Raw genomic sequence first — 15,256 nt, forward strand, 5'->3', positions numbered from 1 at the left:
TAATTATTATTTATAACTACATTTTTTTAGATTATATTCAAAAAAGGCAGTTATTTTTGCACTACTAATTTTATAAAATCAATTTTAAAGATTGAGCTTATTTAAACACGGAAGATATTCAGGCTACTTAAGACCAATATCTTACTTAATAGATTTGAGTATTATAAACGGGATAGGTTTTTTATATTTATTACCTAAACAAAACCTCCTTATTTTTTCACTATATATTTCTATAGGGTGGATATTATTATCTGTTTACTCAAAGTTTTATGAGGTATATAGATATACAAGACCTGTTAATATTTTATCACTTATATTAAGGCAACTGATACTTTTCTGCCTATTTGTATTTGCTTTTTCTGGGTTATACCATGAGTTAAATATCTATCCAAGACCGATTGTAAAATATACATTGCTTTGTTTTTTTATAATTGGAATATTAAAATTTACCGTATACTATCTCCTTCAAAAGTATCGAGTTTCTTTTGGAGGAAATTATAGGTCTACAGTGATTTTTGGATACAATAAAAAAACCTTAGCGCTTGAGAATTTTTTTAACAAGAATCCGGAATATGGTTACCTACACAAAAGAACATTTAACTTCAGAAAAAAAGCAGATTCTTTAACTGAATGCTTTGATTATATATTAAAGGAGGGAATCGATGAAATATATTGTTCAATATCAGAGCTTACCAATGCTCAGATAGCAGACATAGTAGATTTTTCGGATAATAATCTTAAAATTTTAAAGTTTATTCCAGATAGCAAGGAGATTTATTCTAAAAAATTGAGATATGAGTACTACGATTATATTCCCATACTCACTTTACGCAATATTCCATTAGAGGATTCAGTAAATATGATTATAAAACGTACGTTTGATATTTTATTTTCTAGTATTGTAATTGTATTTATTTTATCATGGCTTACACCAATCATTGCTATACTGATAAAACTAGAATCAAGAGGCCCAGTATTTTTTAAACAATCTAGGAATGGCTTCAATTACAAGGAGTTCGATTGTTATAAATTTAGGTCTATGACTCCTAATAAGGGAGCTAATTTGCATCAAGCTACAAGAGGAGATCAACGCGTTACCAAAGTTGGTAAATTTATTAGGAAAACCAGTATAGACGAACTTCCTCAGTTTTTCAATGTATTGTTCGGCGATATGTCGGTTGTTGGACCTAGACCACATATGGTGAGTCACACAAATATGTATGCCAAAAAAATTGATAAATTTATGGTAAGACACTTTGTAAAGCCAGGCATCACAGGTCTAGCTCAAGTAAGTGGTTTTAGAGGAGAGGTAGAAACAGACAAAGATATTATAGGGCGTGTAAAATATGATATCTTTTATATTGAAAACTGGTCACTACTACTCGATATAAAAATTATCACACAAACGTTTGTTAATGCTATAAAAGGAGAAGAAAAAGCATATTAGAGTTCTCTTTTTAGTAATTCTAGCTGAGTGTTAAAATCAAAATTTTTATAAGCTGTTTGTTGAATCTTTTGTTTTAAATCAACATTCAGTTTTTCTTTTTCTATAGATTTTATTGTTGAATTAAGATGAGAATAATCACCTGCTTTAGCAACCCACCCTAAATTATTCTCATTAATTACATCTTCACCCTCACCTCCTCCAAAATAAAGCATAGGTAGGCCTAATTTAGCGTACTCAAATATTTTTGAAGGCACAGAACCATAAATTCTATTTAATAGCGGAATAATCACAATATCGTACTTTTTAAGCTCACTATAAAGCTCAGCTCTATCAACCCTTCCATAAAAGTGTACAGGGAGGTCTTTATTATTTTCAATAAATGTTTTGATGTCGTTTTCTTCAGCGCCAGAACCGTAGATATGTAGTTCTATATTGCTATAATCAAGTTCTTTACAAAGCTTTAAAATACCTTGTGCAACACCCAAAAGACCAGCATATACAATCTTCAAAGTATCATTATCTAAGGATGTTTCAGTAATGTTTTGTCTGTTGATATTTGGATAGTTTCTATAAAGAAACAATTCCGGTTTAGAGGTAATCTTACCAACATGAGTTAAGATCTCATTACTCTGTCCTAAGACTAAATCAGCAGATTTGTAATTAAAACGTTCTAGCTTTTGCAACAATTTATAACTAAAACCTTGCTTTAAAGCGCCAAGTTCAAAACCAGCACTAGGCCAAAGGTCACTAACATTTAAGATGAGTTTTCGTTTTTTAGATCTTAAAAAAAGCATACAAGTAAAAGCAACCAAAAGCGGTGGAGATTGAACAATTACTTTATCAGGAATTTTATTCCACATAAAAAACCAAACCAAACTCATACTGTAAGATAGCATAGCAAACAACCTAACAAATTTGTTTTTAGATTTACTTGCATATAGCCAAAGCCTAACAATATTAATATTGTTTTCTTGAGACTTTACTTTGAATTTACCCTTGTAAGCATCAAAAATTTTACCCGTAGGATAATTTGGTAAAGGAGTAACAACAGTAACATTATAGTCAGATTGTAAGCCTTCAGCTAAATGAAAAATACGGTTAGAAGCCGCACCAATTTCTGGTGGGAAATAACTCGTTATTATCATTATATTTTTCATCTATTTAATAATTTATAAGAACCACAGGTTTAATTATTTAATTATTATGGTTGGTAAAAACTTTTATTTTCCAAATGCCCATTATGGGCTTTCATAGGCTTAATTTATGAACGATGTAAACTGCTTTAGTTTCCCGGATTTTGAACGATCTAGTTTTGCAACACGCTCAAAAGTAATAGAAATTTCCGGCTCTAAATATTGAATCATTGCTTTACTAATCGTTTCTTTTTCATCATTAGAGAGCGCATTTTTGCTCACATATTTTATTTTAAAAGCATCCAATTCTGATTGCTCTATTACAAATTCAGACACATTACCATCATTTTCAATAACGCTTTTTGTAATGTAATAGAAGGTTAGTCCAGCAGCTTTTTTCCCGCTTGGTAAGCGAGCAATATCGTTAGTACGACCTATTAATTTTTTTAGAATAGGCTTTTGTAAGGTGCTTTCTTCACTTAAAATCCCAATATCTCCAATATCATATCGAATAAAAGGGTGCGCTTTGTTGTAAAGTGAGGTAATTACAATTCGCCCTTCTTGCCCATAAGGCAGTATATTGTCATTGTCATCTAAAATTTCAACATACAGCGTTTCGCTATTAACCTGCCATTGATCTTCGGTATTCTGAAAGGCAATGAGGTCTAATTCAGATGCTCCATATTCGTTTACAATTGGCACTCCAAATTGTGTTTCTAATAGTGTTTTGTCATTATCAAAAAGCATTTCAGAAGTGACTATGCAGACTTTTAAAGTTGGGCAAACAGATTTTAAAACGATCTTTTTTCTTTTAAGAAATTTGGCGAATTGCACTATTGGACTTGTATAACCATTGATATAGTCAAAAGGAGTAGACTGAAACTTGGCTAATACGCTTTCAAAAGCATTATCACTTAAATCAAAAACCGAAAACCGATAACGATTACTAAACCAATCCTTTAAACGTTCTTTATAATAGCCTTTTTTGTCGAGAGGAATCCCATAAAATCGAGCTTGTTTAGAGGTGTTAAAATCTATACCAAACCAACCGAAACGATTCATTATTTCTGCCCAAGTAAGTGCATGGCACCATTTGTCTTTCGCAAAAATAAAAGGATCTCCAGAGCTGCCAGAGGTTTTGTTTACATATACAGAATTTGCAGTGTAACCTTTGCTTAAGCGTTGCTCTAAGGGCTGTTGTAAATGACGCTTGGTCATAACAGGTATTGAGTTCCAACTAGCAACATCTGCCGATTTTACAAATGATTTATAAAAGTCATTATTTTCTAAATGAAAATCTAAAATGTCTTGCCGTTTACTGTTTAAATAAGGAATAAATGCCTCTTCATTAAGCGCATTAATGTCTTTCAAAGCAGATTTTGCCTTGTTAATATCAAAGCCATTGAATTTTAATGAAAAATCGAATAATTGCAAGATGAATAAAGGCCAAAAGGTTTCTGTAAATTAATTGTTTTTTCATCGTAAAACCAATTATTTTTGCGCAAACAAAACACAATCATGAATATTTTAGTCTTAGGATCTGGCGGAAGAGAACATACATTTGCATGGAAAATTGCGCAAAGCAACCAATGCACTAACCTTTATGTTGCACCAGGAAATTCAGGTACAAGTGCAATAGCAACTAACCTAGACCTTTCGGTTACCGATTTTAAAGCCATTAAAGATGCTGTAATAGCTAATGATATAGAATTGGTTGTTGTTGGTCCAGAAGATCCATTAGTACAAGGTGTGCATGACTTTTTTCTGGAAGATGAAGCGTTAAAAAATGTTGCAGTAATTGGCCCTCAAAAGGCTGCTGCTGAGCTAGAAGGTTCTAAGGAGTTTGCAAAAGAGTTTATGTCGCGTCATAATATTCCAACTGCAGCATATCAAAGTTTTACCAAAGACAATGTAGAAGAAGGACACAAGTTTCTAGAAACTCTAAATGCACCATATGTTTTAAAAGCAGACGGTTTGGCTGCCGGAAAAGGGGTTTTAATTCTTAATGACTTAGACGAAGCAAAGGCAGAATTAAGCAATATGCTCGTAAATGCAAAGTTTGGTAATGCAAGTGCTAAAGTTGTTATTGAAGAGTTTTTAGACGGTATTGAGTTGAGTTGTTTTGTACTTACAGATGGAAAGGATTACAAAATACTTCCAACGGCTAAAGATTATAAAAGAATTGGAGAAGGTGATACAGGCTTAAATACAGGTGGAATGGGAGCTGTGTCTCCAGTACCATTTGCAACAGACGATTTTTTAAGTAAAATTGAAAATCAAATCGTTAAGCCAACAGTTGAAGGTTTACAAAAAGACAACTTACCATATGTAGGTTTCATTTTCATAGGACTGATTAAAGTTGGTGACGACCCAAAAGTTATTGAGTATAATGTAAGAATGGGAGATCCTGAAACGGAAGTCGTTTTACCAAGATTAAAAACCGAATTGGTAACTATTTTTAAGGCTATGGCAAATGGTACCTTAGCAGACGTTGCTATAGATATAGATGAGCGTGCTGCAACAACAATAATGTTGGTGTCTGGAGGTTATCCAGAAGCTTACGAAAAAGGTAAAGAAATTACAGGACTAGAAAAGATTGAAGATTCTATCGTATTTCATGCAGGAGCAAAAGATAAAGATGGTAAGGTGGTAACTTCTGGTGGTCGTGTTATGGCTGTAACGTCTTATGGCGATACGTACCAAGAAGCCATAAAAAAATCTTATCAAAATATAGAAAATCTACATTTTGATAAGATGTATTATCGTAAAGATATTGGTTTTGACTTATAAATAAGAGTGCGAAGAAATACTCTTATCTTCTTCGTTGTTAGCGTTGAATTTAGCTAATTGCTTCATCCAATAAACAAATGCAACAAAGCCAATAGCCATAAAAATCCATGACATAGTGTTTGCAGCAAACCAAGAAGAAAGCTCTAGCTCTCTTAAATAATCTAATGGTGCAAATAATACGTTGACAAATAAATCTTGTATTGCGTAAAAGAAATCCTTCATAACTTTATAAATTTACTCGGCTAGCGAGATTTAAATTATATTTATACTCACATCCAATTTAGCTTCACTAATTAGACGAAAGGCTCAATTGGATAGCAAAAATACAAAAACAGTAAATGATTACAAGCATTTTTAGTAAATCTAAGCCTATAAACTTTATAATGGTTGCTGGTTTTGTTATTGTCCTTTTTGTAACTTCTAATTTTAATCAACTATTTGCAGATGTAAGTACGGCTTTAAAAACTTCTGTAAGGCTAATAGTAGCAGTCTTTTTTGTTTTTCTTTTAGACTTTATCATTTCAAAAAATAACCTTACTAAAAAAAATGGTTATGCAATAATGACGTTTGGATTACTGTTTGGATTGTTTCCAGAAGCTTTAAGATATTCAGATCTGCTCTTTGCTAATTTATTTGTGCTTTTTGCATTGAGACGCCTTATTAGTTTGCAAACAAACCTCCATACTAAGAAAAAGTTTTTCGATGCTGGTTTTTGGGTTATGATGGCTACGTTATTTCACTTTTGGTCTGTTTTGTTCTTTGCCGTTGTAATTGTAGCATTAATCTACCATTCAAAAAACAACTTAAAGAATGTTATTATCCCTTTTGTTGGTGTTGCCACTGTAATCTTATTACTTGTCGCTTACAATATCATTGTTCATGATACTTACATAAAGCCTACTAATTTTAGTCGTTATGCAAGTGTAGATTATTCTGTTTATAACAGTAGTGAATTTATTTTAGAGCTGACTGTTTTATTTACTTCGCTTGTTTGGACGCTGATTTACTTTTTCAAAAATATTCAAGACAAAAACAAAAAATTAAAACCTTCTTTTTTTCTCATAGCTTGGTCATCGGTTATAGCCATTTTAATAGCCATAATTGCACCAGTAAAAAATGGAAGTGAGTTCATTTTTCTGTTTGCGCCATTTTCTATAATTATGGCAAATTATATAGAAGTGGTTTCAGAAAAATGGTTTAAAGAAGTCTTTATTTCATTACTAATAATAGTACCTATTATTAGTTTATTGTTGTAGTTTATTACCAAACGCCAAGTCACCTGCATCACCCAAACCAGGTACAATGTAACCTTTTTCGTTTAGTGTATCATCAATATCTGCAATCCACAGGTGTGCATTTGTATCAAAATGCTTAGCAACAAAATCCACACCTTCCTGTGCGCCAATAACACTAACCAAATGTATATCTTTTGGTGTGCCAAAAGGTTTAAGTGCTTCGTAAGTTGCTACCATGGATTGTCCTGTGGCTAACATCGGGTCTGCAAGAATTAGAGTTTTACCTTCTAGACTCGGGCAGGCTAAATATTCAACAATGATTTCAAAACTTTCAGGATTGTGTTTATGATGTCTGTAAGCCGAAATAAATGCGTTTTCGGCTGAATCAAAATAATTCAATAAGCCACTATGTAGAGGAACTCCAGCTCTTAAGATTGAGCATAATACAATATCGTTTTTATACAATGTTGTATCATGATTTCCTAAAGGTGTTTTAGTGGTGTGAGTTTCAAAATGAAGTGACTTGCTTAATTCGTAACACAAAACCTCACCAATACGTTCAATATTTCGTCTAAAACGCATTCGGTCATTTTGAATGTTCACATCTCTAATTTCAGACATAAAAGTATTTAAAATTGAAGGGCTTTCAGAAAGGTTATGAATTTGCATAATGAAGTGTTTTTCTTGAATGGCTAAGTTAATAATTCAAAGTATATTTGCATATTCAAACTAAATAATTCGATATGTTTTCAGATAAAGCAAACAGTATATTTCAAGATGTTATTAAAACCTATAAAGTTTTAAATACGGTAGAACAACCTTTTACAAATAAGTATGATAAAAATGAAGATCTAATCGCTCATTTATTATACAGAAAATGTTGGATAGATACTGTACAATGGGCTTACGAAGACATTATTAGAGACCCAAATATCGATCCTGTTGCAGCATTAAAACTAAAACGTATGATTGATGCTTCTAACCAAGACAGAACCGATACGGTTGAATATATTGATAGCTATTTCTTAGACAAATACAAAGATGTTGAGGTAAAGCCAGATGCAAAAATCAATTCTGAAAGTCCTGCTTGGGCTATAGACAGACTTTCTATTTTGGCATTAAAAATCTACCATATGCATCTAGAAACTGTGAGAGAGGACGCTACAGAAGATCATAAAGCAGCTTGCCAAAAGAAATTAGACGTTTTACTAGAACAACGTAAAGACCTTAGCACAGCGATTGACGATTTATTGACAGATATAGCTAACGGAGATAAGTACATGAAAGTTTACAAACAAATGAAAATGTACAACGACGATGAGTTGAATCCTGTTTTAAGAGGGCAAAAATAAGTTGTCATCCTGAACTTGTTTCAGGATCTCTATTCTGAAATAAATGTCAGCAGCCACTCACATACTCGTCATAAGGTTTTCGGCAATGGGAGACGTTGCTATGACAGTGCCTGTGTTGCGTGCATTAACCTTACAACATCCGCAAGTAAAAGTAACGGTTGTTACCAGAGCGTTTTTTAAACCTTTTTTTGAAGACATTCCAAATGTTGAGGTATATGTCGCGGATCTTAAAGGCAAACACAAAGGCGTTTTAGGGCTTTATAAACTATCAAAAGAACTTAGAACGTTAGGCTTTGATGTTGTTGCAGATTTACACAACGTTTTACGAAGTAAAATTTTGAAATTGTTTTTCTTCGGAAAAAAAGTAATTCAGATAGATAAGGGAAGAGCAGAGAAGAAGGTTTTAGTTTCTGGTGAAGTAGTAAAACAACTAAAAACCACACACCAACGCTATGCTGATGTTTTTAAGACTTTGGATTTTCCGATTGATTTGTCTCAGCCAAAATATCCAAAAGCAAAGCCTTTATCCAAAGCCGTTTTAGACTTAGGAATTAGTACTAATGAAACTTTAGTTGGTATTGCTCCATTTGCAGCTTACGAAAGTAAAATGTATCCACTAGAGAACATGGAAGCGGTTATTTCGGAATTGTCCAAAGATTATAAGGTTATCTTATTTGGAGGTGGAGATAGAGAAATAGAAGCGCTTAATACCTTTGAAGCGAAATATGATAATGTGGTTTCTGTTGCAGGAAAACTTGATTTTAAAGATGAATTGGCACTAATTTCAAATTTAGAATTGATGCTTGCCATGGATTCTGGGAATGGCCATTTAGCTGCAATGTTTGGTGTAAAAGTGATTACGATTTGGGGAGTTACCCACCCTTTCGCTGGTTTTGTACCCTTTAATCAACCTGAAGATTTTCAACTTACAGCGGATCGCGACCAATATCCAAAAATTCCAACATCGATTTACGGCAATAAATATCCTGAAGGCTACGAAAACGCAGCAGGAAGTGTTGCTTTTGAGGCTATTGTGTCAAAAATAAAGTCTGTAATTCCTGCGAAGGCAGGAATCTAATAGTCTAATAGGTCTAAAAATCTAAGTATCTAGATTATACATCATCATAATCCACAACAATAGTTGCAGATGTAGGGTGCGCCTGGCAAGTTAATACCAAGCCTTCAGCCACTTCGTTATCTGTAAGAATATTGTTTTGTCTCATTTTAGCCTCACCTTCAGTTAAGCGTGCAATACAGCTACTGCAAATACCACCTTGGCAAGAATACGGAGCATCAATATCTTGTTTCAGAGTCGCTTCAAGAATAGATTGCTCTTTAGACATTTCAAACTCAAACTCTTCATCATCTACTAATACTTTTATTTTGGTGTTACCAGATAAATCTTCAACCGAATTTTCGTTTTCTGCGACAACAGGTGCTGTAAATAACTCGAAGAAAATAGCCTTTTCTTTAATGCCGTTTTCAACTAATGTGTCTTTTACAGTATGAATCATGGCTTCTGGTCCGCACAAGTAAAAAGATTCAATGTTTACACCTTGGTACTTATTTTTGACCATAAGATTAACAGTACTTTTTTCTATTCGTCCTAACAAAGCACCTTCTTCACGAGATTGACTATATATAAAATGTACATGAAAACGATTACCATACTTGGCTTGCATTTCTACCAAATCGGTAAAAAACATCGTGTCTTTTGAAGATTTATTACCATAAACCAAAATAAAATTGCTAAACGGTTCTTCTTCAAGTAGTGTTTTAGCAATGCCTAAAATAGGTGTAATACCACTACCAGCAGCAAAGGCAGCAACTGTTCTTGTTTTAGCTTCGTTTGGTTCAAAGACAAAGCGACCGTTAGGCTCAGCAACCTCAATAGTATCTCCTACCTTTAGCTCTGTATTAGCATAAACGGAAAATGTACCACCATCAACCGATTTTACAGCAACGGTTAAATCACCACTGTTTTTTGATGCGCAAATAGAGTAGTCACGACGTATGTCTTCACCATTAATTGTGGTTTTTAGTGTGATGTATTGTCCTGCGTTGAAAGCAAAATTAGCCTTTAAGGAATCAGGAATTTCAAAAGAGATCGCTACAGCATGTTCGGTAACTTTTTCTACTGACTTTATTTTTAGGGTATGAAATTGTGCCATTACTATTATTTTCTGCAAAAATAAGGAAGGATGATTGTATAGTTAAATTTGTTTGTAACAAATTAACGTTTAAGTTTACTAATAGAAAAAACTAACCACAAATATGATAAAGCACTTTCTTAATTTAGAATGGAAACAGTATTTCCGTTCGTCGTACTGGCAAAAGAGTTTAGGGTTAAATGTTCTATTAGTCTTTTTTGCATTATGGTTTATTGTTATGTTTTTAAGTTTAGGATTTGGATTGCTTTTTGTTTTGAAGAAAACATATCCAGATCAAGACCCATTTGTAATAGCTAACGGACTTTTATTCTACTGGCTTATGGTAGACCTCATGATGCGTTTCTTTTTGCAAAAGCTACCGGTAATGAGTGTAAAACCATTACTAACGTTACCAATAAAACGCTCTACCATTGTACATTTTGTGTTGGGTAAATCTGCACTGTCGTTTTTTAACTTTTTGCCACTTTTTGCGATTATTCCATTTAGCATAATGCTTATTAAGGAGGGTTACGAAGCTTCTCAGATACTGCCTTGGATGTTTGCATTAATAATTGTGGTACTCATTATTAATTTCCTAAACTTTATTATTGAAGCGCTATCCTCAAAAACCGATTTACCATTTTTACCATTATTAGCAACTGTTGGTGTTCTATATGGTTTAGAGTATTTCAATATTGTATCAATGACGTCTTTGGTCGGTAATGCTTTTATGGGTATTTCTAACAATCCAGCTTTAATCTTAATTCCAATAGCATTATTAGCGATAGCTTACGCTTTCAATTTTAAAATTTTAAGAGAAAAACTATTTTTAGATAGTGGATTAAAATCTAAGGTTACAGAGGTTAAGGCAGCAGATTTATCTTGGACCAATCGTTTTGGAGATATTGCGCCATTTATGCAGTTAGATTTAAAGTTAATTTGGAGAAATAAACGCACAAAGTCATCAGTATTTATAATGGTCATAGGACTCGTTTATGGTTTATTTTTCTATCCGCAACCAATATATAGAGATATGGTTTGGTTGTTTCCTTTCATCGGTATATTCGTTACAGGAATTTTCTTAATAAACTTTGGACAATTCATTCCTGCTTGGGATAGCGGTTATTACAAAATGCTAATGAGTCAGAACATTAAGTATGAACAATACTTGAGATCTAAATTTGTATTAATGATACTTAGTGTAGTGATTATGTTTGTTTTGAGTATTCCATATGTATATTTTGGTTGGAAAATTCTGATTGCACATTTTGCAGCAGCCATATATAATATTGGAGTTAATTCTCATATAATGCTATATGGTGGATCTTTCAACAGAAAGAAAATAGACCTCAATCAGCGTGCAGCATTTAACTATCAAGGTACAGGAGCAGTACAGTGGATTATTGGTTTACCATTAATGATTTTACCAATGGGTATTTTTGCGCTTATGAACTGGTTAGTCGGTTTTGAAGCCGGTATAGCATTACTCATTTTATTGGGTGTTGCAGGCATAGTATTTCATAAAAAACTCATGAAATCCATTACGCAACGTTACTTAGATTCAAAATACAAAATGATTGACGCCTTTAGTCAAGATAACTAATTACACAACACAACCATGATACATACAAAAGACCTTTCAAAAACATATAACGGAACAACCGTTTTAAATATCGAAGAGTTAAATATTCCTAAGGGCCAAAGTTTTGGTTTAGTAGGTAATAACGGAGCAGGAAAAACCACCTACTTTAGTTTGCTGCTAGATTTAATAAAGCCAACGACAGGAAGCATTACAAGTAACGATGTTGTAGTAGATAAAAGTGAAGATTGGAAACCTTTTACATCTGCATTTATAGACGAAAGCTTTTTAATAGGATATCTTACACCAGAAGAATACTTTTATTTTATAGGTGATTTAAGAGGGCAAAACAGAGCAGATGTCGATGCATTAACGTCTCAATTTGAAGATTTCTTTAACGGAGAAATCCTTGGGAAGAAAAAATACTTGCGCGATTTGAGTAAAGGAAACCAAAAGAAAGCAGGTATTGTAGCTGCGCTTATAGGAAATCCTGAGGTTATTATTTTAGATGAACCATTTGCCAATTTAGACCCAACAACCCAAATACGTTTAAAGCAAATTCTCAAAGACTTAGCAAAAAAACAAGGTGTTACTATTTTGGTGTCTAGTCACGATTTAATGCACGTTACAGATGTTTGCGAACGTATTGTCGTGCTAGAAAAAGGAAATATTGTAAAAGATTTGGAAACCAATCCAACAACCTTAAAAGAACTTGAAGCTCATTTTTCTGGCAGTATGGCTGCTCAAGAAGAAGAATAAATTACCCAATCAATCAATTTTAAAAAGCTTGTGAAGATTTAAAAATTCACAGGCTTTTTTGTTTAGGTGAACTTTGTCTGTTCCCGAAAAACGATGTAATAACATTATAAATTCAAAAAGATGCGTATTTTTACCACTTAGCACACTAAATGTGCTATAATTTAGTTATCTATTCATTAAATAGAAACAACGTTGAAATTCAAAATTAAGCACATATTATATCTTTTTTTGGTAGTGATTATTGCTCAAAGTTGCTCACGAAAAAAGGACACTTTTATCAATAGAAACTTTCATGCCTTAGGTACAAAGTACAACATTCTATATAATGGTAACATTGCTTTAGACCGAGGTAAGCTCGCTGTAAATGATGCTTACACTGAAAACTTCTGGGAGTTATTGCCAGTAGAGCGTATGCAAGTAAGTGAAGATGTTTTCTTACCAGGACAATCTAAAAATGCTGATTTTGAACGTGCAGAGGAAAAGGCCATTAAAGCCATTCAAAAGCACGGTATGAATATTAACGGGAAAGAAAAAAATCCGCAAATAGATGAAGCTTATTTGTTATTAGGTAAGGCAAGATATTACGATCAGCGTTTTGTGCCTGCTTTAGCGGCTTTCAATAACATTTTAAATAAGTATCCTACAAGCGATAAGATTAACCAAGTAAAGATTTGGCGTGAAAAATCTAATATGCGATTAGATAATAATGAAGGCGCTATTAAAAAATTAAAGCGCTTACTTGAAGAAGAAGAGTTAGAAGACCAAGATTTAGCAGATGCCACAGCGACTTTAGCTCAGGCGTATATTAATATAAAAGCTAAAGATAGTGCAATTACTTTATTAGGTATTGCTGCTGAAAATACTAAAGTAAAAAGCGAAAAGGCACGCTTTCATTATATAAGAGGGCAACTCTACAATGAGTTTGAGGAAAAGGACAGTGCCAATATGGAATTTGATGTCATTATAGATATGCATAGACAAATTCCTAGAGCGTTTTACATTAATGCTCATCTTGAAAAGTCTTATAATTTTGATGCTGATAAAGGTAATGAAGTTGAGTTTTTAGAGTACTTAACAGATCTAGAAGAAAACCGAGAAAACAGACCTTTCTTAGATAAGATTTATTACCGAATAGCGGAATTTCATCGTAATAAAGCTTCAGATAGTTTAGCAGAGGTATACTACAATAAATCGTTACGAAAAATTACATCAGACAAGTATTTAAGGGCGCTTAATTACGAGACCGTAGGGAACATGTATTTTGATAAGAACGTGTACAAAACAGCAGGAGCTTACTACGATAGTACACTTACAGCAATGACCCCAAACACCAAACCTTATAGAATTCTAAAACGTAAGCGCGAAAACTTAGATGATGTTATTTATTACGAAGGAGTAGCACAAGTAAATGACAGTATTCTTTACATGGTTAGTTTACCAAAAGAAGAGCAGTTAGCCATTTACACCAAGTATGCAGAAGAACTAAAAGAAAAAGCTTTAGAAGCGGAAAAGCGTAAAGAGGAAGAGGTGGAGAAGCAAGCGTCTAGACAAAATTTAGCGCTTAATGCGTCAAATAATAAAACTTCTAGGGCAAACTTAAATCCAAGAGGGTTGCCAGGTGCTTTTGCTTCAAAAGGGAATGATAATGGTAGCAGTTTTTACTTTTATAACTCTACCACTGTAGCTTATGGAAAAAATGAGTTTATAAAACTTTGGGGAGATCGAAAACTTCAAGATAATTGGAGGTTATCTAATGAAAAAGCAGGAATAACGAATTCAGGAAAAACAGAAAGTGTATCATCAATTACAGGAAAAGAAGATCAGTACAATCCTGATGTTTATATCGCTTCATTGCCTACAGATCAAAAAGTTTTAGATAGTATTTCTAAAGAAAGAAACTTTGCGTATTACCAACTGGGCATTATTTATAGAGAGAAGTTCAAAGAACTTCTACTTTCTAAATCAAGGTTTGAGGATTTATTGCAAAACGACCCAGAGGAGCGACTTATATTGCCATCTAAATACAATTTGTATAAAATATATACAGAGTTAGGCATGTCAAACAAGGCAGAAGCAATGAAGAACGATATTGTTTCTAACTATCCAGATTCACGCTATGCTGAGATAATACTAAATCCTCAGTCCGAATTATCAAAAGATGAAAACAGTCCGGAATTTATCTATACAAATCTGTACAAGAAATTTGAGAATGAAGAATATGCTGAGGTTATTACTGAGTCTAACATACAAATAAAACGCTTAGAAGGAGATGATTTCTTACCGAAGTTTGAAATTTTAAAAGCCTCTGCCAAAGGACGTCTATACGGATTTGAAGAGTATAAAAAGGGAATAGATTACATAGCATTAACGTATCCAAATACAGAGGAGGGGAAAAAAGCGCAAGAGTTGCTTCAAAATGCCATTCCTGTTTTAGCAAAAAAAGAATTTACAGAAGATGATAAGGCTACTCACTTCAACGTAGTATATCAATTTGAAAATGGTTCAGGAGAGGATATCGATGCTTTTGTAAAAACACTCAACGAAGAGATTGAGAAAAAGATTAAATATTTCGACCTAACAACATCAATTGATGTATATGATGAAAACACAACATTTGTTGTAGTACATGGTCTTACAAGTATACAAGGAGCAAGTGGTTTTGCTCAATTATTACAAACAGATGAAAGAGATAGCAGAGGTAGACCAGTAAAACCTAAGATTACAAAAGAGTACTTTGCTATTTCATCTCCTAACTATGCTATTATTCAACGTCATAAAAACTTAAACGCATACCTCAAATTAGAATAAATT

The 15,256-nt window shown here is 33.2% G+C and carries 13 protein-coding genes; 8 read left to right on the forward strand and 5 right to left on the reverse strand.

Annotated features, from left to right (window positions below; translation table 11 throughout):
* The first annotated feature begins 154 nt into the window (after positions 1-154).
* The gene (locus V1468_RS04485) at positions 155-1,447 is read left to right on the forward strand and encodes an undecaprenyl-phosphate glucose phosphotransferase (protein ID WP_331809345.1); all 1,293 of its coding nucleotides are present in this window, start codon (positions 155-157) and stop codon (positions 1,445-1,447) included.
* Here the strand turns inward: V1468_RS04485 and V1468_RS04490 are convergent.
* Together V1468_RS04490 and V1468_RS04495 are read right to left on the reverse strand one after the other, a co-directional pair.
* Complete coding sequence (locus V1468_RS04490) at positions 1,444-2,604, reverse strand: glycosyltransferase family 4 protein (protein WP_331809044.1); 1,161 nt, start codon at positions 2,602-2,604, stop codon at positions 1,444-1,446. The genes V1468_RS04485 and V1468_RS04490 overlap by 4 nt on opposite strands.
* Before the next feature lie 99 nt (positions 2,605-2,703).
* Positions 2,704-4,014, reverse strand: coding sequence for a phenylacetate--CoA ligase family protein (locus tag V1468_RS04495; RefSeq protein WP_408647349.1), 1,311 nt, complete (start codon positions 4,012-4,014; stop codon positions 2,704-2,706).
* Positions 4,015-4,098: 84 nt separating this feature from the next.
* Here V1468_RS04495 and purD point away from each other — a divergent pair, with 84 nt between their 5' ends.
* Positions 4,099-5,370, forward strand: coding sequence for a phosphoribosylamine--glycine ligase (gene purD, locus V1468_RS04500; RefSeq protein WP_331809045.1), 1,272 nt, complete (start codon positions 4,099-4,101; stop codon positions 5,368-5,370).
* On the opposite strand, the gene V1468_RS04505 is transcribed toward purD, so the two are convergent.
* Entirely contained in the window at positions 5,365-5,592 is a 228-nt protein-coding gene (locus V1468_RS04505) for a DUF6341 family protein (protein ID WP_331809046.1), read from the reverse strand. The two genes, purD and V1468_RS04505, sit on opposite strands and share 6 nt — an antisense overlap.
* Positions 5,593-5,708: 116 nt before the next feature.
* Between V1468_RS04505 and V1468_RS04510 the strand changes: the two genes are divergently transcribed.
* The gene (locus V1468_RS04510) at positions 5,709-6,626 is read left to right on the forward strand and encodes a DUF6427 family protein (RefSeq protein WP_331809047.1); all 918 of its coding nucleotides are present in this window, start codon (positions 5,709-5,711) and stop codon (positions 6,624-6,626) included.
* Here V1468_RS04510 and upp read toward each other — a convergent pair.
* Positions 6,615-7,274: a uracil phosphoribosyltransferase gene (gene upp / locus V1468_RS04515; RefSeq protein ID WP_331809048.1), complete on the reverse strand. Its 660-nt coding sequence runs from the start codon at positions 7,272-7,274 to the stop codon at positions 6,615-6,617. The two genes, V1468_RS04510 and upp, sit on opposite strands and share 12 nt — an antisense overlap.
* A gap of 74 nt (positions 7,275-7,348) precedes the next feature.
* Here upp and V1468_RS04520 point away from each other — a divergent pair, with 74 nt between their 5' ends.
* Together V1468_RS04520 and V1468_RS04525 are read left to right on the forward strand one after the other, a co-directional pair.
* Positions 7,349-7,957, forward strand: coding sequence for a DUF4254 domain-containing protein (locus V1468_RS04520; protein WP_331809049.1), 609 nt, complete (start codon positions 7,349-7,351; stop codon positions 7,955-7,957).
* A 43-nt stretch (positions 7,958-8,000) separates the two neighbouring features.
* Positions 8,001-9,035, forward strand: a complete 1,035-nt coding sequence (locus tag V1468_RS04525) for a glycosyltransferase family 9 protein (protein ID WP_331809050.1) — start codon at positions 8,001-8,003, stop codon at positions 9,033-9,035.
* Between the two features lie 34 nt (positions 9,036-9,069).
* Here V1468_RS04525 and V1468_RS04530 read toward each other — a convergent pair whose 3' ends face one another.
* Positions 9,070-10,128: a ferredoxin--NADP reductase gene (locus V1468_RS04530; protein ID WP_331809051.1), complete on the reverse strand. Its 1,059-nt coding sequence runs from the start codon at positions 10,126-10,128 to the stop codon at positions 9,070-9,072.
* A 103-nt stretch (positions 10,129-10,231) separates the two neighbouring features.
* Here V1468_RS04530 and V1468_RS04535 point away from each other — a divergent pair, with 103 nt between their 5' ends.
* The 3 genes from V1468_RS04535 to porW all read left to right on the forward strand — a co-directional run bounded on the left by V1468_RS04535 (position 10,232) and on the right by porW (position 15,253).
* Complete coding sequence (locus V1468_RS04535; protein WP_331809052.1) at positions 10,232-11,710, forward strand: DUF5687 family protein; 1,479 nt, start codon at positions 10,232-10,234, stop codon at positions 11,708-11,710.
* Between the two features lie 15 nt (positions 11,711-11,725).
* Positions 11,726-12,445, forward strand: a complete 720-nt coding sequence (locus V1468_RS04540) for an ABC transporter ATP-binding protein (protein WP_331809053.1) — start codon at positions 11,726-11,728, stop codon at positions 12,443-12,445.
* Positions 12,446-12,637: 192 nt separating this feature from the next.
* The gene (gene porW / locus V1468_RS04545) at positions 12,638-15,253 is read left to right on the forward strand and encodes a type IX secretion system periplasmic lipoprotein PorW/SprE (RefSeq protein ID WP_331809054.1); all 2,616 of its coding nucleotides are present in this window, start codon (positions 12,638-12,640) and stop codon (positions 15,251-15,253) included.
* Positions 15,254-15,256 lie beyond the last annotated feature (3 nt).

The sequence above is a fragment of the Winogradskyella poriferorum genome (assembly GCF_036553625.1).
Classification (GTDB): domain Bacteria; phylum Bacteroidota; class Bacteroidia; order Flavobacteriales; family Flavobacteriaceae; genus Winogradskyella; species Winogradskyella poriferorum.